Genomic DNA, 20,829 nt, shown 5'->3' on the forward strand with positions numbered 1-20,829 from the left:
GCAAAGTCAAATCTCTACAATAATTTCAGTAAATTAAGCTGCAGGTTGTTGGTTCATTAGCTCGTTGAAGCCAACTTCTTTTTCAGTAACCTGTGCTTTAGCAATTAGCGCATCGATTGCTTGCTCTTCTAGAGCAACGTTACGCATATTGTTCATCATTTGTTCGTTTTGCTCGTAGTAAGCAACAACTTCTGTTGGATCTTCGTATGCAGAAGCCATTTCGTTGATAAGTGCTTTAACGCGCTCATCATCCGCTTTTAGCTCTTCAGACTTGATTACAGCACCAAGAAGAAGACCAACAACTACGCGACGCTTAGCTTGTTCTTCGAACAGTTCACGTGGTAGCTCAGGCATGTTTTTAGCGTCGCCGCCAAAACGTTGTGCCGCTTGTTGACGAAGAACGTTGATTTCTTGGTCGATAAGCGCAGCAGGAACAGCGATGTCGTTTTGCTCGATTAGGCCGTTAAGTACTTGGTCTTTAATGCGACCTTTAACAGCTTGCTTCATTTCGCGTTCCATGTTCTTACGAACTTCAGCTTTTAGGCCGTCTACAGAACCGTCGTTCACGCCGAACTTAGCAACGAACTCTTCAGTTAGTTCAGGTAGCTCTTGCGCTTCAACTTTGTGTAGTTTGATAGCGAAAGATGCGGCTTTACCTTTTAGGTTTTCAGCGTGGTAATCTTCTGGGAAAGATACTTCTACTGTGAACTCTTCGCCCGCTTTCTTACCTACGATACCGTCTTCAAAACCAGGGATCATACGACCTTGGCCCATAGCAAGTGCGAAACCTTCAGCTTTACCGCCGTCGAATTCTTCACCGTCGATAGAACCGTTGAAGTCGATAGTTACACGGCTGTCAGCAACAGCAGCAGCGTCTGCTTCAGACCATGTAGCTTGTTGCTTACGTAGTGTTTCGATCATAGTGTCAACGTCTTCTGCGTTAACTTCAACTGCTGGTTTTTCAACAGCAATTTTGTCTAGACCTTGAAGTTCGATTTCTGGGAAGATTTCGAAAGACGCTTTGAATACTAGGTCTTGACCTTCTGCGAACTCAACTGGAGTGAAAGTAGGTGCGCCAGCTGGGTTGATTTTTTCTTTAACGATCGCTTCGATGAAGTGACGTTGCATTACTTCGCCCATTACTTCTTGACGAACAGATGCACCAAACATGCGAGCAACCATTTTGATTGGCGCTTTACCTGGACGGAAACCATCGAAACGACGATTTTTAGCGATTTTTTGCAGTTCAACTTTTACTGCATCTTCGATGTTTGCAGCAGGAACTGTGATAGTTAGATGGCGCTCTAGGCCTTCAGTGGTTTCAACGGTAACTTGCATTTTATTTAACCTCAAAACTTACTCAGATCACTGAGTGATGTTGCCGATCAGTTCAATCTGACGGTGGCATCCTTTCGTGTTATGGCGATTTAGATAAACCTACCACAACGCCTTAATTCTGATAATTTCTACCGCTGTCGACAAAAGCCGTTTCAGGGATAGAAATTAAAACGCGGCATTATAACGGTCTGATACTCTCAGGTCGAGACTACAGCCCATAAACCGTGGCATCTCCACAAAATAGGGGCTAAAAATCGATTTTCAAGGGAAATAACGAAAAAAATCAGTTTAAATGCCGATTTTGTGCACAGACCACCAATTGGTAGCAAACGGTTGTTTGAAGTATGAACAGGCTATTGAGGTTGGCGTCGTTGTCATAAACGGCACTAAGAGGAAGTGCATTGGCCTAAACGAAAAAAACCGTACTTAGCTTTCGCTAGGTACGGTTTCTTAAAATAATGGCACGCCCTGCAGGATTCGAACCTGCGACCACATCCTTAGAAGGGACGTGCTCTATCCAGCTGAGCTAAGGGCGCACTGTAACGCTGTCGTGCGTTATGGGTCGGAATTATACGTTGCTACTCTCTAAGGTCAACGGTTTTTCCTTTTTTTTAATTCTTATAACTTCAAGCGGTTAAACTTAAAGCGTTCTATAGAATATCGCGTATGTTATGATGATTCTATCGCCAAGCCAATGCTGTTTTTTTATTCACACCAAAAAGACTACATTGCAATTAAATAAATACTGAATCGACTTTTTCTTTGCTTCAACGCAAGGCAAACGTTTGCGTTATAGATCTTGCTCACAGTATCTGCGACAATATCCCATCAATAAAAAATGGTGAAAACAACATTTAGCTTTCATCCGTTTTTATTATTTTACAGTTGATACGCTACGAGCGTGCTCGTTAGCAATAAGTCAGAAGGAAAACCATGAACGCTCAAATTATTGATGGCAAAATCATCTCACAAACTGTTCGTCAGGAAGTCGCTGCTCGTGTAAAAGCACGTGTTGATGCAGGCCTTCGTGCGCCAGGTCTTGCTGTTGTTCTGGTTGGCCAAGACCCAGCATCACAAGTTTACGTAGGCAGTAAGCGTAAAGCCTGTGAGGAAGTGGGCTTTATCTCAAAATCTTTTGACTTACCAGCAACAACCAACGAAACAGAACTGCTGGCGTTAATTGCTGAGTTGAATGCCGACAACGAAATCGATGGTATTTTAGTGCAACTACCTCTACCTGCAGGTATGGATAGCACGGTTATTCTAGAGAGCATTACGCCAGAGAAAGACGTAGATGGCTTCCACCCTTACAATGTCGGCCGTTTATGCCAACGCATGCCAAAACTACGCTCATGCACGCCCAAAGGCATTATCACCTTACTAGAGCGCTACAACATCCCTACTCGCGGTAAGCATGCTGTTGTGGTTGGCGCATCGAATATTGTTGGCCGTCCAATGACAATGGAATTACTGCTTGCTGGCGCCACCACAACCACCTGTCACCGTTTTACGCAAGATTTAGAAGGGCATGTTCGCCAAGCTGATATTGTGGTCGTCGCAGTGGGTAAACCTAACTTTATTCCAGGAGATTGGATCAAAGAAGGCGCAACCGTGATCGATGTGGGTATCAACCGCTTAGAGACGGGTAAGTTAGTCGGTGATGTCGAATTTGATGTCGCGAAAACAAGAGCGAAGCACATTACCCCTGTACCAGGTGGTGTCGGACCAATGACGGTCGCAACGCTGATTGAAAATACCCTATTAGCCTGTGAGCAATTTCACAGCTAAACCTAACGCTATCGACAGTCAGGTTTATACCGCCCTGGTGCTGATGATGCCGGTATGAGAGAAGATAGTTCAGATACAGATACTAAAAAAGCAGCCCATGGCTGCTTTTTCTATACCCCTAAATCAATAGCAGATTAGAGTGTTTTGGCGAGCTCTTTGATGTAAGCCGTGAAGTCTTCACCTAGTACATCATGGCGCATGCCATATTCAACAAATGCTTGCATGTAACCTAATTTACTGCCGCAGTCATGGCTAACACCTGACATGTGGAATGCATTAACTTGTTGTTTTTCCATCAACATATCAATCGCATCTGTCAGCTGAATTTCATCACCTGCGCCCACAGGGGTCTTTTCAAGTAAGCCCCAGATCTCAGCAGGCAAGACATAACGACCAACAATCGCCAGGTTTGATGGCGCAGCCTCTACCGCAGGCTTTTCAACCACTTTAGTCATCGCCGCCGTTTGACCGGCTTTCAGGTCTGCACCGTTTACATCAGCCACACCATAGTTTGACACTTCGCTCATTGGCACAGGTTCAACCAATACTTGGCTGATACCGGTTGTATTGAACTCCGCCACCATCGCCGCCATGTTTTCACTGCGCAGATCACTGGCCACGTCATCCAAAATAACGTCAGGCAGTACAACCGCGAAGGGCGCATCACCAATCAGAGGATGCGCACACAATACCGCATGGCCTAAGCCTTTCGCTTGGCCTTGGCGTACATGCATGATGGTGACATCTGGTGGACAAATCTTTTGTACTTCTTCAAGCAGCTGACGCTTAACACGTTTCTCTAGCGTTGCTTCTAGTTCAAACGAGGTATCAAAATGGTTCTCAATCGAGTTTTTCGATGAGTGGGTCACCAAAATAATCTCTTTGATACCCGCCGCTACACACTCGTTCACCACATACTGGATAAGAGGCTTATCAACAATTGGCAGCATCTCTTTAGGGATGGCTTTAGTTGCAGGCAACATACGCGTGCCTAGGCCAGCAACAGGGATCACGGCCTTACGGACAGGGGAAGATTGTGTCATGTTCAATTCCATGAATATTAATAAACTGGCGCTACTATAACAAAATAGCTATAGCCGAGTAAGCACCTTATAAGTTGAATGTATTATTCGCTAACTTGCTCGAATAAAAGGGCTAGAAATCTATTTTTTTACAATTTCAGTATTATCCACACTGACTCTGACCTCTTTACCCAGTAAGTTAATCAGCATAAAGGAACGCTTTTCACCATCCGGTTCATGGTACATAGCTTCAATGCCTTTGAATTGCCCTTTTTCAAGCACTAGCGTCTCACCAGGCTGTGGCAACATGGATAATTTTGAACGCTGTTCGTCCGTATTTTCATTGAGCATCAAGCCATACAATAACTCAGCGCGAATAGGCTGTGGCATTCTGCCTTGGCGAATAAAGTCCGCCACACCGCGTGTTGAGCGTATTGTTGTGTAACTGATCTCTTCCGGATCAAAGTAGACGAACATGTAACTCGGGAAAAGTGGTTCTTCTACCTCGATACGTTTGCCTCGTACTAGTTTATTAATCAGCACTTGAGGGTAATAGCATTCTACGCCTTGGCGGTCGAGGTTAAGAACAGCGCGTTCTTGTTCGCTGCGTTTACAATAAAGAAGAAACCATTCTTTCATCATGTATCCATTTATCATTCAGATTACTCGGTAAGGTTATCAGTTTCCCTCATTTTTGCCCAACAGCTTTGTCTCTAATACGTTACTTTAGCGCTGAAACACCTAGTAACATTTGTAACAACCATGAAAAAACGAATTAAGCAGAATATAAAGCCAATATAAAAGTAAAAAACAAAACCTTTAACCACAAGTTAAAGCCAAAGCAGTCAAATAAACCCAAACAGCTGCTGAAAGATTAGATTCCATATTTGACTACAAAGCAGTCAAACCCATATTTTTCAATCACTTGCAATTTTAACGATTTGTTTTGCAAATGTGAAAACTTGCAGATGATTGTTTTGTCCTTTATAAAAACAGGCAAATTAAGCAGACACATAACAAACCTTATAAAGAGAATAATTATGAGCAATCGAAGTAGCGGTACCCTTTTAGGGCACCCAAAAGGCTTGTTCTTACTGTTCAGTACTGAACTGTGGGAACGCTTCTCTTACTATGCGATGCGTGCAATTTTAGTATTGTACCTCACAGATAAGACCATGGATGGTGGCTTAGGTTGGTCAACCCAAAGTGCGCTTGAGTTATATGGTATCTACACCGGTCTCGTTTATATCACTCCCCTTATTGGTGGATGGATTGCCGATAACTTCTTAGGTCAACGTCGTTCAATCATTATCGGCGGTATTTTAATGGCACTAGGGCAGTTTACCCTGGCACTGCCTCACAGCATGATTGACCCGCACGCAATCAATGCTTTTTACTTAGGTTTAGCACTGCTTATCATAGGTAATGGTTTATTTAAGCCAAACATCTCAACCATGGTTGGCGATCTATACACCGATGGTGATAACCGTCGTGATGGTGCTTTTACTATCTTCTACATGGGTATTAACCTAGGTTCTCTACTTGCAGGTATTATTGCTGGTTCAGCATCTGCGGTTTACGGCTGGAAAGCGGGCTTCTTAACCGCAGGTATCGGTATGATTATCAGCCTGATTACCCAGCTAATCTTTGCTGAACGCCTATTAGGTAATATCGGTAAAGAGCCAGCAGCAAAACGTGCTGCAGCAATGAACAAATCAGGTAAGAAAGAGCCACTGACGCGTCAAGAACGTGACCGTTTGAAAGTTATCCTGATTATGGGTTTATTTGTGGTGATCTTCTGGGCAGGCTTTGAACAAGCTGGCGGCCTGATGAATATCTTCTCACAGCAATACACAGATCGCATGATCGGTAGCTTTGAAGTACCCGCCGCTTGGTTCCAATCACTTAACCCGTTCTTCGTTATTACACTGGCACCGGTTATTGCAGCTATCTGGGTTAAATTAGGTCCAAAAGAGCCAAGCTCTCCTGCAAAATTTGCTATGGGTCTATTCTTTCTTGCGCTAGGTTTTGTGTGCATGATGGGTGCGGTAATGCAGCAAGGTGGCGATCTAACCGTTAAGACATCAATGTTCTGGCTAGTTGGCGCATACTTCTTCCACACACTTGGTGAGCTTTGCTTATCACCAATTGGCCTATCTATGGTCACTAAGTTAGCGCCACTTCGCCTCGCCTCTCTCATGATGGGCGCATGGTTTGGCTTTAATGCGATTGCTAACTATGTTGCAGGTATCATTGGTGCCAACGTTGGTGAAGCAGGCCCTATGGCTATCTTTAGCGGTATTGCTATCGCAGCAACAGTGGCTGGCGTGCTGCTACTACTTTGCTCTAATCAATTGATTCGCTGGATGCACGGAGCTGAAGGTCAAATCGTTGAAGATGATGAAAAACTTGAAGTGGAAACAGCAAAAGCTTAGTACTTTCGCTAAATAACACGACTCAATCGAAAAAGGTTGCTCTATGAGCAACCTTTTTTTATTGGTACAGATGACGCGCTACTATCATAAACCGCAGCGCTTAATGGTCACGCTAAAGCTGGCTGAACCAATTTCACTTAAAGATAGACGACCACCCGACTCTGGTAAATACATTCGACTGACACTATTTTTGCTCGCATGATCGCCAAGCCAAGCTTGCGCCGACACTGATTGCGTACCGTCACTGGTCTGTAACTGGGCCCCTAAACCAGTAGAGAGCACTTGAATACTGCGATCACAGGCATCAAACATACCAAAGACACCACGAATTGGTGACGCATACCCTGACTGATGCATGCCCTTTTCTATCAGATTGACTAAATGATTTAAATCACTCTCATCAGCCATCCGGGTGCGGAGGTAATCATTAAAAAAAGCACGGATCAGCAAAGTGGTTGCGGTACTATTTTTGCCAACAGCAGAGTCAATCAAATAGAAGGCCAATCGACCATCCATCAGCCAAGTGTAATCAAGTAACACAGGTTGAACATCGGCAGGTTGCAAAACACAATAATTCAGCTGCCAGTCACCTTGGCGAGATTGCGTTTCTGGCATCAAGCCCATCAATAATTCGCGGGCGGCTTTGGGGTTGTCTTGTAGCTCTTGAATATGCCACTCAAGCTCTTCATCCACCGCGCCGCCATCGTCGGCAATATTGAACCAGGTATTCGAGAAGTCTTGCTCTACAATAGAAGAATCTTGCGATTTCAGCACCGATAACATGGCTGATTTCAAAACCATAATGTTCTCAAGAGGTTTGATGAGAAAGTCTTTCACACCATGGCGCAGTGCCGTCGCAACATCCCCCATGTCACCCGTACCTGAAATCACAATGACTGGGAGCATTGGATACTGAGCCGCAATCTCTTCAACAAACTCCATCCCTGTCATGACTGGCATGGATAAATCACACAGCAAAATATCTGGAATCGCATCTCGCAATGCACGCAACCCTTCAAGACCATCTTCCGCTTCACGCACTTGGCAGCCTTGGCTTTTTAAAAAGCCAACGATCATATTTCTGAAGATAGGATCATCTTCAACCACAAGCACGTCTTTTCCTTCAAGCAACGATTGCGTCCTCCATGATTGGGCAGGAGTATCTACTCCATGGGTCGGGGTTAATCTAGATTTTTGTCTATCAAGTTCACTGTGCATAAGCGTACCAGATTGTCTATCAACCTAATAAAAAGCATAGGTGCTAATTAGTGTTTCGTCAGGATAGATACCAATCCAACGGCAGCAAACGTCAATAATAGAATCTAGTTCAAAAAAAACAGCGAAATCACCTCAAATGGACCGTCAAATTGACTCAATTCAAGCGCTTTACTTGATTCACAGCAAATGAGGCTCTAATTACAGCCACTACATCACATTTTTGTTATACAATTCACCATTATGAGTTTTCAGTATTGATGTTTATATGAAACTTGACGATTTGAATTTATTCCGCGTAGTAGTGGAACAAGGTAGCTATACCGCCGCCTCACGAAAGACCCAAGTACCCGTTGCTACGCTAACGCGTCGTATTCAAGCGCTTGAAGAATGTTTAAGTATTCGCTTACTCAATCGTCATGCGCGTAAATTATCGTTAACTGAAGCAGGACAGCGCTTTTATGATGATTGTAGCCCACTCCTCGCCCAACTCGTAACGACAACACAGCACATCAGTGAAGAGTGCAAGGGTGCGGCAGGTAAGCTCCGCATAGCAGCGCCGTCGAACCTGACCAAGGTGATGCTGCAGCCTATGCTGAATGCTTTTATGAAAGAGCATCCAGCGATTAATCTCGAACTACACATGAGTAGCGAGCCAGAACAGCTCGACCCTACCGACTGGGATGCCATTTTCCGTGTCGGTCCACAACGAGACTCTACGCTGATCGCACGCAAAATCAGTTCAGTGAAAGATATCTTAGTGGCTAGCCCGTTGTACTTGAAAAACAACCCTGCGCCAAAACATGCCCAAGAACTGCATGAGCATACTTTACTAAAAGGCAATCCTCTGCTTCGCTGGCGTTTAACAGATCATCAAGGCGAGACCATTACGATCAATGATCCTGGCCGTTTTGAGGCGAACCAACTTAACGTGGTTCGTAAAGCCTGTTGTGCCGGACTAGGCATTACGCTAATGCCAAATGTGATGCTGGAACACTACATAGAATCTGGTGAGCTAGTGCGGATCTTAAAAAACTGGTCAGCAAATCCGCGAGAGGTCTTTTTACTCTATAACCATCGCGATTATCAGCCAGAAAAGCTGCGCTTATTCATTGAGTTTTCAAGCCATTACTTTGAATTAAGCTAACCGTTAAATACCATTCAGCCAGCAGCTTCCCTGCTGGCTGTTTCATTTCTTGCACCTAATACCTTCCTGGTTACCTTGCGCAGCACCCAATCAGTGACTAAATGTTAATAATGGATACATTCACAGCGAATGTTAACCGTACCATTGTATTAGCCATGGCTGAGGTGTAGTTCAATGCCATACTGACATAACCCGGTAATAACGAGGAAGCGTTATGATTTTGGGACATTTATTTGGGCTATACGCTCACCCTAAGCAAGAATGGAAAACCATCGATAAAGAACATGAGGGCATTGGTAGCAGTATCAGTCATATTCTTTTAATCGCCCTACTGCCATCAGCCTTTGCCTATATTTCCAGTGTCTTTATCGGCTGGCGGATAGGTGTTGGCGAGCCACTATTTCTAACCCCAACCAGCGCGATAGGCATGTCGGTGGCAATGTACTGTGCGCTCGTTGCTGGCGTTTTTGCCCTTGCCTACCTGAGCTACTGGATGAGTCATACCTTTGGCTCAACCCCAACCTACACCCAAGCACTGGAACTGGCCGCTTATACTGCCACGCCACTCTTTATGGTTAGCATTGCGGCGATATATCCACATGTGTGGTTTTTAATGGTGGCAGGGCTTATAGGTATCGCCTACTCCGTATATCTACTCTACACAGGCGTACCGATATTGATGCATATTCCAGAAGAACGTGGCTTTATTTATGCCAGCTCCATTGTTACTTGTGGCTTGGTATTACTCGTCTCTATCATCGCATCCACTGTAATTTTGTGGAATCTAGGGCTAGGGCCGATTTTTAGCCACTAATAAAAACCACCAGTCGCTTATATTTCAATAAAAAAACGGGAGCACCATGTGCTCCCGTTCAATGTTTATCTTTTCTAATTTCAGGCGTTAGCTTAAACGCCTTCGTTATGTAGCTCTAAGTTCGCCAAATCTTGTTGAATTTCACGCTGAGCTTTTGAATCTTCACTACGTAACGAATCAAGGTAATCAAGGTAGGTCTGGTCAATATCACCTGTTACATAGCTGCCATTAAATACTGACGTTTCAAACAGCTTCACATCAGGATTACCTTCTGCGACGGCTGCAACCAAATCGTCTAAGTCTTGGAAGATCAGACCATCAGCACCAATGAGCTTGCTGATCTCATCCACTTCACGGCCATGCGCAATCAGTTCATTGGCTGTTGGCATATCGATACCGTATACGTTAGGGAAGCGTACTTCTGGCGCCGCTGATGCTAAATACACTTTGTTTGCACCGGCCTCGCGTGCCATCTCGATAATTTGCTCTGATGTGGTACCACGTACGATTGAATCATCAACCAGCAGCACATTCTTACCTTTAAATTCAGAACGGATTGCGTTCAACTTACGGCGAACTGATTTACGGCGCATTTGCTGACCCGGCATGATAAAGGTACGGCCAACGTAGCGGTTTTTTACAAAACCTTGGCGGTATGGTTTATCAAGGGTACGCGCGATTTCAAGCGCACTGTCGCAAGACGTTTCAGGAATAGGAATAACGACATCGATATCCATATCATCCCACTCGCGCTTAATTTTTTCGCCCAGCTTAGTGCCCATGCGAACACGCGCACCATACACTGAAATTTTATCGATGAAAGAATCAGGACGAGCAAAATAAACGAATTCAAACACACATGGATTTAAAACGGGATTATCCGCACATTGCTCAGTGAACAACTGACCATCAAAGGTAATGTAAACCGCTTCACCTGGAGCAACATCGCGTACGAAATCAAAACCAACCGCATCCAAAGCCACAGACTCAGACGCCACCATGTACTCTGTATTGCCATTATATTCGCGCTTACCTAAGCAAAGCGGACGAATGCCATTAGGGTCACGGAACGCCATTAAGCCATGGCCAATTAGCATGGCTACGACAGCGTACGCCCCTTTCACTTGACGATGAACAGAACGAATTGCACCAAAGATATCACTCGGTGAAATCGGAGAAGACACCGATTTTTCTAGGTGATGAGCAAGAACGTTCAATAACACTTCAGAATCTGACGTCGTATTTACATGGCGACGGGCTTGGCTAAACAATGAATCACGCACTTCATTGGCGTTCGTCAAGTTACCATTATGCGCTAGCGATAGACCGTATGGCGAGTTCACATAAAAAGGCTGGGCTTCTGATGCGCTCGAGCTACCTGCCGTTGGGTAGCGAACATGGCCAATACCCACATTCCCTTGTAAGCGTTGCATGTGCTTCGCTTCAAATACATCACGAACTAAACCGTTAGCCTTACGCAGACGAAAACGATTGCTTTCTAAGGTAACAATACCGGCAGCATCTTGGCCGCGATGCTGCAGCACGGTCAATGCATCATAAATAGATTGATTTACCGGGTTTGAACCCACGATTCCGACAATACCACACATGTCCTAAATCCTCGTCACGCATATAAAGCCGGCGCTATAGCGCGCCGGGTAAAAAGCTTGATGTGTCTTTGATGTAGGTGAAGAACCATTCAATCACTACGCCAAACTGAGGGATCAATTGTGATTGTTTCCACCAATCAGCACTTGAGAACCCAGTAAAGGCATCAATGAAAAATAGTACCGCAGAGACAATTAACACCCCTCTCACGCCACCAAAAACAATTCCTAAAACACGGTCTGTCCCTGACAGCCCCGTCTTTTGCACTAGATGTCCAATCACATAGTTCACTACCGCGCCAACAATCAGCGTGGCAATAAATAAAGCGGCGATGGCACTGCCATTGCGTACCATTTCGTCCTTGATGTTAGTGAAGTAAGCAGCTAACTGCGTATAAAAATTGCTGGCAACAAAAAATGCCGCAAACCAAATCACTAACGAGAGTGCTTCTTTAACAAAACCGCGGATAACACTAACCAGCGCTGAGAAGCCAATTACGCCTAAAATTACGTAATCAATCCAAATCATCATTTGTTGTTTTCGCCTTGATGGTGCGTATTCTAACAGAAAAAATGAGAACGCAAACGTTTACCTAAGGGTTTAGTGGGTTAAATCTAAGCAATTGACCTTTCAAACCCGTAATTTTTTCTAATTCTTTAAGCTCAGCAGATAGCGCATCTTTTGAAACATTTGGTCCTACCACAACGCGAGCATAATCGCCTTTTTTAGGCTGCTTAGGAAAAACGTGGGCTTGATAGCCTGATTTGCGCAATTTAGCCACCAGCTTATTGGCATTATCAAAATTACCAAATACGCCTAACTGAATAACCCAACCGCTTTCTTTGTAACCTTCTTTAACAGGTGCAACGGTTGGTTTTTCAATTTTAACCGGTGCAATATCCACAGCTGAAGTTGCAGATTCACTGACGCTGTCGTCTTCGACGACAACCATGACAGGCTCATCAGGTAAATCGACATCGACAAACTCTGGCTCGGGAATTGTTTCATAAGCTTGTTCAGCTTCAAATTCTGGCTGCAAAGGTATGCTGGCAAACTGCTCTTGGTAATGCTGCTTTTTACCGTCAAAAAGATCCGGTAAAAAAATCACGCCAAGTGCGACTAATAAAATGGTGCCAACTAATCGGCTTTGAAATTTACTTGCCACAGTTACTCCTGTTTAGCTGTAATATGGCTTGCGATTTGACCTACAGTGTAAAACGAGCCAAACACGATTACCATGTCCTGCTCAGCGGCTTGCGCTAATGCATGGTCATAAGCCTGTTCAGGTGAAGCAAAGCCGGCTACCGAACCTGTGAGGTTAGCAATGATTTCATCTGCTTTCGCGGCGCGAGGGCCTTCTAACGAGGCAGGATACCAAGCATCAACCACCGTTTTCATTTCAGCGATGGTCGCTGGGATGTCTTTGTCATGCAGCATAGCAACAACCGCATGAATACGTTGCTTTCCTTCCGAAGCTTTGATTTTTTCAAGTTGCTGAGCGAAATATTGTGCCGAGTGTGGGTTGTGCGCAACATCCATAATCACCAATGGCGATGTGCTAATGCGTTGCATGCGCCCTGGCAGTGATGCCTTTTTTAAACCATTAACAATGTTACAGTCACTGATATCCAAATCCGCGGTACCCAAAGCCATCAATGCGGTTGCCGCATTAGGTAACGGTAGTGAAGGTATCGGTAAATCGGTTAATTCAAAGCAGCCACTCTGCCACTGCCATTGTTCACCCGTTACTTGATAATCAAACTGGTAACCCACTTGGTACAACTTGGCGTGAATGTCGTCAGCATGAGCAGCAACACTGGCTGGCGGTTGAGGCTGACCACAAACTGCTGGCTTATCGCTACGGAAAATACCGGCTTTCTCAAAGCCAATCACCTCAATATCATCCCCGAGCCAATCAACATGATCGACAGCAAGGCTGGTGATCACAGAAACATCGTGATCAACAATATTGGTCGCATCCAGCCGTCCGCCTAAGCCAACTTCCAGAATGACAACATCAACTTGGTTGGTCTTAAAGAGGTCGAGTGCCGCTAAGGTGCCGAACTCAAACAAACTCAGGCTAATTTCACCACGATACACCTCTACAGCGGCAAACGCTTGGCTGTGACTTGCATCGGCAAGCTCTTCACCATTAATGCGCACACGCTCGTTATAACGCACTAAATGAGGAGAACTATAAACGCCGACTTTGTAGCCTGCATCTAATAAAATGGCTTCTAGAATGGCACAGGTCGAGCCTTTGCCATTGGTGCCCGCTACCGTAATTACTTTTGGCGCAGGTTTGATTAAATTGCCACGCTCGGCAACGGCTTGAGCGCGATCTAGCCCTAAATCAATAGCACTGGTATGTAATTGTTCTAGATAAGTCAGCCATGAGGTAAGCGAGGCTGTCGCTGAAGGTGCTATCAGATCTGTCATCGAAAAATTGTTCACTTAATCACTAACTTGTTGGTACGCACTATACCAAATTGACCGTTATTGCGAAAAACAAAAACGCCGACGAAAGTCACTTCCGTCGGCGTTTTAACAAATATTTACAAAGCGAAGGCTTACTCGGCTTTATCCGCCTTTACTTCTACTTCGACAGCTTTCGGTGCGCTGTCAACCGATACCACTAGTGGCGATGCTTGATTTGTCATCTTAGCAATAAGACCACCGATGCGCTGACGCATTTCACGGCGGTCAACGATCATGTCGATAGCACCATGCTCAAGCAAGAATTCACTACGCTGGAAACCTTCAGGAAGCTTCTCACGTACTGTTTGCTCAATCACGCGTTGACCAGCAAAACCGATTAGTGCTTTTGGCTCACCAATGTTGATATCACCTAGCATAGCCAAACTTGCCGATACACCGCCCATTGTTGGGTCCGTCAGTACCGAGAAGAAAGGTAAGCCTTTTGCTGAAAGACGCTCAAGGGCTGCACTGGTTTTCGCCATTTGCATTAGCGACATTAGTGCTTCTTGCATACGCGCACCGCCACTTGCCGAGAAACAAACAAGTGCACAGTTGTTTTCCATTGCCGCTTCGACCGCTTTCACGAACTTAGCGCCTACAACAGAACCCATAGAGCCGCCCATGAAGGAGAACTCAAACGCACAAGCGATTACATCTTGGCCTAGCAAGGTACCTTGCATGACAACCAAGGCATCTTTCTCACCGCTGTTCTTCTGTGCAGTAGAGATACGATCTTTGTATTTTTTTGAATCGCGGAACTTCAGTTTATCTTTCGGTTCCATGTCTGCCGCTAACTCCACTTGACTATCTTTATCAAGGAAGGTTTCTAAACGGCGACGTGCTTTCATACGCATGTGATGATCACATTTTGGACACACTTCTAGGTTAGCCTCTAGATCAGCGTGATAAAGCACTTGTTCGCAAGAAGTACACTTGGTCCACACCCCTTCAGGGATTGACGCTTTGCGAGAAGAAACAATGTTGCTCTTCGTTAGGATCTTTTCAAGCCAGCTCATGAATGACCTTTTTTATCTAAAAATTCCCCCGCAAAAAAGCAGAGAAAGCAAATTCGTTTAATTATTAAGAGAGGAATTAAAGCACAAAGTTGCCAATCTGTAGATAAAAAACTGGTTGTACCTTGTGACCTCAACGTAAATATAATGAAGTAATGCGCAACTAGGCACATTATTTCACTCGTATTTACTCACATTAATCTTCAATAAACAGCGGCCCAGCAGGTACATGAGGTAAACCATGCTCAGCAGGATAATCGACTTCGATCAGGTATAAACCTTCAGCTTTAGCTGTTACTCCCGCAATTTGGCGGTTCTTTTGCTGTAATAACCACTCAATCCATTCAGGCTTTTCTTCGCCTCGACCAACTTTAATCAAGCTACCAGTGATATTGCGTACCATGTGATGTAAGAAGGCATTGGCTTTGATATCAATCACAATATATTGGCCGTGGCGCGTAATATTGATGTGATGCATATGGCGAAATGGGGTATTTGCCTGACAGTGTGTGGCACGGAAAGAGGTAAAATCGTGCTCACCAAGCAGATATTGCGCAGCTTGGTGCATCAATTTTTCGTCAAGCTCACCATGATAATGGCTCACACCACGCGCCAAAATTGCCGGGCGGAATGCATGATTTGAAATAATGTAACGGTAACGGCGTGCCGTTGCAGAGAAGCGAGCATGGAAGTCTTCTGTTACTTCATGTGCCCAGCGAACAGCAATGTCTTTCGGCAAGTGGGTATTGACGCCCATCGTCCAGGCCGCCAGCTTGCGATTTGAATCGACATCAAAGTGAACCACTTGTCCAGTGCCATGTACGCCAGCATCTGTGCGACCCGCACAAAATACTTCAATCGGTTGATTGGCAATTTTAGACAAGGCTTTTTCTAATTCACCTTGCACACTCACTACATCTAGTTGACGCTGCCAACCATGATAATTTGCACCGTCGTATTCGATACCTAACGCTATTCGCATAATCTACTTCGTCTTGCCTAGGCCCACAGAGCCCTATTAAATGTATATATTGCGGTGATTATAAGGGATGGCAGAGTCAGATGCGATAGCTACACCTACTGCACGCATGCTATCACGGCTTTAATCCGCTTTTTCTGGGCATAAAAAAGCGCGACACTCATTGAGTATCGCGCTTAATCATCATCTGATGAGCCGGTGATTCACTATCAGTGATTGACCATCAACGGGCCGTTTTTAATAAATTGGCTGCTTCTTGAGCGCTTTGGGCATCACCGTTTTGGGCAATATCTTGCAGCAAATCAGCAGCACCTTCTGCATCATTCATTTCAAGGTATGCTTTTGCTAAATCTAGCTTACTTGCATACTCACCTTGGCTATCTACATCGTAGTCAGGTACGCCCGCTAAAATATCAGGAAATTCATCTAGCCCAACATCAAGGTTCAACGGTGCACTATCAAGGTCAATATCTAAATCAATATCATCCAGATCAGACTCTTTCAGTAGCTCATCAATGCTAATGTAAGACGCCGGTGACGGTTTAGCTTCGTCTAACAGCTCACTATCGGCTTCATGGTATTCAGCTTCTGGCTCACGGCTTCCCTCGCTTTGATAAGGGCTATGATTACCAGCCGCTGATTCCGCTTGCGGGGATGGCGCACGCTCTTCAAGGCTGTCGTCACTCGCATCAAGTAACAGCTCTTGCTCATCCGCATCATCCAGTAAAGATTCCGCATCAAATCGATCGACCTCTTCGACTTGCATTTGCGGCTGCTCCGACCAATCTTCACTCACAAGGCGAGGCTCTTCAGAAGCGGCAGCCCACACAGCGGCATCATCTTCTGACATTTCTAGCGATTGATCGTCTAAGAACGGGTCATCATTGAATAACAGCTGATCACGCTCCTGGCTTTCAATATCATCCAAGCCAATTGGGATCTCATCCGTCAGTGTTTCACTATGAGCAACGGCCTCTGACGGCTCATCAAACGCCGTCAAATCAATGTCAGGAGCGGCTGAATGAGAGGGGGCAGCGGTATCGTTATCAGCATCAAGGAACGCATCAGGATCTGTCAGCAAAGCATCCATATCTAAACCAGCACTATCAACAAGTTGCTGATCTATTTTGTTACTTGCTAATGGCGCGGCTTGATCATGTGCCGATCCTTGCGACTCTACGGCGCTATCGACTAATGCGTTCGCTGAAAGTCCTTGCTCAATGTCGTACTGTTCTAGCTCGTGCTGCTCATCGAACGATGCTTGGCGCGCATCATCTTCACTGAATTCAGGCACGCTATTAAGATCTATCGTCTCAAATTCAAAGTCAGGTTCTGTTTTAGCAAGGTTAAAGTTTTCACTCTCTGCTGCGTGAGAAGCCGTCTCTTGCTCTGGCGTTGCAAGCACATCGCTTTCTGACTCAATAGCCTCAGGTTGTGTATCCAGCGCATCTTGCTGTGCTACGTCATGCTTTGCTTCTGAAGCCTCTACAGCCTGTTGCAGCTGCTTAACCACGTTATCGAGCGCTGACTGTTGCTCATCAGCCACATCTTCTAGCTCAGGCTCTAACGCCTCTGCTTCAGGATCAAATAACGCCGCATGCTCATCAAACTCAGGCAATTCATCATCACGAATCACATCTGATGCTTGATAGTCTGTAGATTGAGGCGCATCAGGTTCCACATACTCTGAGGCTTCTGGATCACTTAGCGCGTCGTCTTCTGTAAATTCAGGGAAGTCATCCAAACTGAAAGCTGTGTTTTCTGGCTGAACATGATCGTGTTGCGCCGCTTCAGCATGCTCCATTTCTTCCAGTAACTCATCAACTCGGCGACCGATTGGCGAGCTTTGTTGTGGCGTATCGTCTAGTAGTCCTTCGACTTCAGCAACAATCTCATCATAGTGATGATCGTCTGAATCCTGAGTACTTTCGTCTAAAGAATGACGAGGTTCCGCAGAGTCAAGATCCGCATTATCTGCAGCCAGCTCTTCTGCTGCATTGGCGATATTATCTGGCTCTGACAGTGTATCGTCATGCTCAAGATTGACATCGTCACCGAGTGCGAGGTCATGCGCTGTATTTTGCTCAATATCGTCATCAAATACGACGTCATCTTCCGCGGTTACTGGTGCCGTTTCATCACTCTCAAACGGGTCGCGCTCAGGCTCAACGACAGGTGTTAGTGCATCCGTCAGAATATCGTTAAAGTCAGGTGCAAAATCGGCATCTTCCTGCTCGGTAGCGGCTGCTTTTTCAGACTCTGCCTTTAGTGGCTCTTGCGCTTCAATTGCCGGTGCTTCGAACTCTGGTTCATCATAAACAGATTCGTTAATCTCTACTTGAGGGCTGTACGCCTCTAGTAGAGCGTCTAGATCGTCAGTAGCAACGTCTAGCTGTGGTTGTAGTTGTTGCTGCTCTGACTGAGGCTGTTCTTGTTCTGGCAGAGCTAACTCAGGCTCAGGCGCATCAACTGTATCCAAATCAGGAACAGCTATATCAGCCGCCTCAGAATCAGCTATCTCAGAAATAACAGATGCTGAATCGACAGGCGCTAAACCTTGTTGCGCTAGAATGTCATCAATATCCATTGCAGACATTTCATGCGATGGTGTCTCTGACGCTAACGATGTCGGCTCAAATTCAGACTCAGACTCAGACTCAAGGCTTGAAGGCTCGGCGCTTGTTACTTCACTGCTTGATGATTCAATCGTATCACCCAATAGCTCATCAAGTAACTCAGTGCTATTTTCATCAATGATCAGCTCATCGATGTTGATCTCATCGTTCGATATATCATCTACATCAAGATCACGATCAAAGCTGTTCATTTCATCATCAAGTGATTCATCTTCATCACCCAACAATTCATCTAGCAGCGCAGTACTGTTTTCATCAATTTCAATATCACGGCTAAATAGCTCGCTGTCTTGCTCATCGTCGCCCAGCAATTCATCGAGTAACGCGGTACTGTTTTCATCCAATGTAATATCAGAGGTGTCGCCTAAATCATCATCTTCATCGTCGATAAGTTCATCTAGCAGCGCGGTACTGCTCTCGTCCAGCAGCCGCTCACTGTCATCATCGCTATCAACACTGCTATCCTCTGCGAAGCTCGTCGCAAAGATATCATCGATAAGGTCTTGTTCTGACTGAGGGGAAGCAGGCATAGGCTGTGCCTGCTGCGTGTCCGCTTCGCTAAAAACCGACGCTGCTTTTGCCTCTGATGACAAGGCCGATTCGGGATCTGCCATCGCACTGGCTTCCGCTAAAGCGGCATCAATCGCTGCTTGCTCGGCCAGTTCATCGCTGACCGCTTGTTCAGGCGAGTCAAAATCATCGCCTGAATCAAAGCTATCAAACAGTGCATCTAATTCACTTTGTGCGACAACCTCATTGCTATCATCTTGCTTGGTTGCACTGCTTGAATCTGCTTGCTCGGCTTCAAGCAGTAATTCATCAAGTAGAGATTGATCAAGCATGCCATTATCAAGCAGCTCGTCATTACTATTGTCATCACCGTCAGAGAGATCAAAGTTTGGTTGTTCATCATCTTCTTTTAGCGATTGCTCCCACATCGCCGCAAGCGCTTCATCCGAACTCAGCTCAGAGGACTGATCCATTTCATCCAGCGCACGCTCCATATCTTCAAGGCCAAGCGCTTTTTCATCGCCTGTCACTGAAATACTGCTCGCACCACCAAGTGGACCATCAATATCAAAGTCATCACTTGACGATAAATCTAACGTGTCGTCATCGTCACTAAGCTGTGGTGCAAACAAGCTATCTTCAGGATCGTCGAACAAGGCATCATCTTGCGCAAACAGATCATCAATATCATCACTGTCACTTAAAGCGAGCTCTGCGTCAGGATCAGCCGCACCAGCCAGTAAACCATCATTTGGCGGTGTAATGGCAGGATCGGCCGAATTAGGGCTATCTAACGACTTCACGTCGTCTTCATCTTCTTCTTTACGACGGCCAAATAGGAAATACGAAACCACACCCGCAATCAGGGCGCCAGGAATAAAGGCTGCTGCCGCGAGTGCCCATGGATTCGCAATAAGTTGATCCAGTAACGATGGCTCTTCAACCACAGGTTGCATTTCAATGGTTTTTTGTTGCGCTAAGAAATCTTTAATCTCATCACGCAGTATTCCATCACTGGTTTGCTGATCTTGCAATGCCGCTACTTCGTGTTGCATTTCAGATAAACGCACACGCAGTAAGTGATTGCTTTCCAACAACTTAGTAATTTGAATGTCAGAGGCATCAAGCTGATCTTGCAGCGCTGTCGGTGGCGCTTTATTCGGCTTAGGTGGAATTAAAGTTTCAGTTTCTGCTAGTGTCGATGCACTTATTGGTTCAACCGTCGTCGCTGCTACCGTCGGCTGTGACTGTGTTGTATTCGCCGTACGCGTTGGCGCTGTGGTCGCCGACTCCGTTGTTGTTCTCGAAGAGGTTGTCGCATTCGCTCTTGGTGTCGTCGTAGCGGCGGTATTGCTACGCGCAGCCGTTGAGGTCGCTCGACGTGCGGGTTGCGAAGTCTTATCTTGCTCTAACTGTAATTTTACCGCATCGGTGTTTTCACGACGGATCTGAGTCAGCGTAGGCATATCCAAACGGCTACCCGGAATTAAGCCATGAATATTATTTGCTTCAAATGCTTGCGGGTTAGCACGATAAATCGCACCAATCACTTGATACACAGAAACGGAACTTGAAGGGCGATATTTAGACGAGATCCCCCACAGCGTTTCATTGGCTCGCGTCGGTCCGTATTGATAACTACCTTGGTATCGGCTCACTTCCGCGACGGGTTGGCTAATATCACGGTAACGTTCAGTGACTACAGATGTGGGTTGGTCTTCCTCAGGGCCAAGAATGCGTACGGTATTTGCTTGTACCGGAAAATGAATAGCCGTCGTTGCAATGAATGCAGGAAGAATAAAACGTTTGATCAGGTTAGATACGTCAGGCACGGCCTGCAGTCCTC

The 20,829-nt window shown here is 45.5% G+C and carries 15 protein-coding genes and 1 tRNA gene; 4 read left to right on the forward strand and 12 right to left on the reverse strand.

Translation table 11 applies throughout. The annotated features are described in order from the left end of the window. Positions 1–33: 33 nt before the first annotated feature. Together tig and L4C35_RS11935 are read right to left on the reverse strand one after the other, a co-directional pair. Positions 34–1,338: a trigger factor gene (tig, locus tag L4C35_RS11930; protein WP_428463064.1), complete on the reverse strand. Its 1,305-nt coding sequence runs from the start codon at positions 1,336–1,338 to the stop codon at positions 34–36. A 459-nt stretch (positions 1,339–1,797) separates the two neighbouring features. Further along, positions 1,798–1,874 (reverse strand) — tRNA-Arg (locus tag L4C35_RS11935). 397 nt (positions 1,875–2,271) lie between these two features. On the opposite strand from L4C35_RS11935, the gene folD reads away from it, so the two are divergent. Beyond that, complete coding sequence (gene folD, locus L4C35_RS11940; protein WP_428463065.1) at positions 2,272–3,126, forward strand: bifunctional methylenetetrahydrofolate dehydrogenase/methenyltetrahydrofolate cyclohydrolase FolD; 855 nt, start codon at positions 2,272–2,274, stop codon at positions 3,124–3,126. A gap of 134 nt (positions 3,127–3,260) precedes the next feature. Here folD and galU read toward each other — a convergent pair whose 3' ends face one another. Further along, on the reverse strand, positions 3,261–4,169 hold the full coding sequence (gene galU / locus L4C35_RS11945; RefSeq protein ID WP_428463066.1) for a UTP--glucose-1-phosphate uridylyltransferase GalU: 909 nt from the start codon (positions 4,167–4,169) through the stop codon (positions 3,261–3,263). A 120-nt stretch (positions 4,170–4,289) separates the two neighbouring features. Beyond that, positions 4,290–4,787 (reverse strand): transcription/translation regulatory transformer protein RfaH, encoded by a 498-nt coding sequence (rfaH, locus tag L4C35_RS11950; RefSeq protein ID WP_428463067.1) that lies wholly within the window; start codon positions 4,785–4,787, stop codon positions 4,290–4,292. Between the two features lie 401 nt (positions 4,788–5,188). Here rfaH and L4C35_RS11955 point away from each other — a divergent pair, with 401 nt between their 5' ends. Next, positions 5,189–6,583: a peptide MFS transporter gene (locus L4C35_RS11955; protein ID WP_428463068.1), complete on the forward strand. Its 1,395-nt coding sequence runs from the start codon at positions 5,189–5,191 to the stop codon at positions 6,581–6,583. An 84-nt stretch (positions 6,584–6,667) separates the two neighbouring features. Here L4C35_RS11955 and L4C35_RS11960 read toward each other — a convergent pair whose 3' ends face one another. Further along, positions 6,668–7,714, reverse strand: coding sequence for a response regulator (locus tag L4C35_RS11960; protein ID WP_428463069.1), 1,047 nt, complete (start codon positions 7,712–7,714; stop codon positions 6,668–6,670). 352 nt (positions 7,715–8,066) lie between these two features. On the opposite strand from L4C35_RS11960, the gene L4C35_RS11965 reads away from it, so the two are divergent. Both L4C35_RS11965 and L4C35_RS11970 read left to right on the forward strand, forming a co-directional pair. Continuing rightward, a complete protein-coding gene (locus L4C35_RS11965) occupies positions 8,067–8,945 on the forward strand; it encodes a LysR family transcriptional regulator (protein ID WP_428463070.1) in 879 nt (292 codons plus the stop codon). Positions 8,946–9,159: 214 nt separating this feature from the next. After that, on the forward strand, positions 9,160–9,759 hold the full coding sequence (locus L4C35_RS11970; protein WP_428463071.1) for a Yip1 family protein: 600 nt from the start codon (positions 9,160–9,162) through the stop codon (positions 9,757–9,759). Between the two features lie 92 nt (positions 9,760–9,851). Here L4C35_RS11970 and purF read toward each other — a convergent pair whose 3' ends face one another. The 7 genes from purF to L4C35_RS12005 all read right to left on the reverse strand — a co-directional run bounded on the left by purF (position 9,852) and on the right by L4C35_RS12005 (position 20,815). Then, complete coding sequence (gene purF / locus L4C35_RS11975) at positions 9,852–11,369, reverse strand: amidophosphoribosyltransferase (RefSeq protein ID WP_428463072.1); 1,518 nt, start codon at positions 11,367–11,369, stop codon at positions 9,852–9,854. A 34-nt stretch (positions 11,370–11,403) separates the two neighbouring features. Then, entirely contained in the window at positions 11,404–11,895 is a 492-nt protein-coding gene (locus tag L4C35_RS11980) for a CvpA family protein (protein ID WP_048899173.1), read from the reverse strand. A 64-nt stretch (positions 11,896–11,959) separates the two neighbouring features. Further along, entirely contained in the window at positions 11,960–12,532 is a 573-nt protein-coding gene (locus tag L4C35_RS11985) for an SPOR domain-containing protein (RefSeq protein ID WP_428463073.1), read from the reverse strand. 2 nt (positions 12,533–12,534) lie between these two features. After that, positions 12,535–13,806 (reverse strand): bifunctional tetrahydrofolate synthase/dihydrofolate synthase, encoded by a 1,272-nt coding sequence (gene folC, locus L4C35_RS11990; protein WP_428463123.1) that lies wholly within the window; start codon positions 13,804–13,806, stop codon positions 12,535–12,537. A gap of 131 nt (positions 13,807–13,937) precedes the next feature. Then, entirely contained in the window at positions 13,938–14,861 is a 924-nt protein-coding gene (accD, locus tag L4C35_RS11995; RefSeq protein ID WP_428463074.1) for an acetyl-CoA carboxylase, carboxyltransferase subunit beta, read from the reverse strand. Positions 14,862–15,054: 193 nt separating this feature from the next. After that, positions 15,055–15,840 (reverse strand): tRNA pseudouridine(38-40) synthase TruA, encoded by a 786-nt coding sequence (truA, locus tag L4C35_RS12000; RefSeq protein WP_428463075.1) that lies wholly within the window; start codon positions 15,838–15,840, stop codon positions 15,055–15,057. A gap of 220 nt (positions 15,841–16,060) precedes the next feature. After that, entirely contained in the window at positions 16,061–20,815 is a 4,755-nt protein-coding gene (locus L4C35_RS12005) for a FimV/HubP family polar landmark protein (protein WP_428463076.1), read from the reverse strand. Positions 20,816–20,829 lie beyond the last annotated feature (14 nt).

The organism is Photobacterium kagoshimensis (assembly GCF_050337045.1).
In the GTDB taxonomy this organism is placed as follows: Bacteria; Pseudomonadota; Gammaproteobacteria; order Enterobacterales; family Vibrionaceae; genus Photobacterium; species Photobacterium kagoshimensis.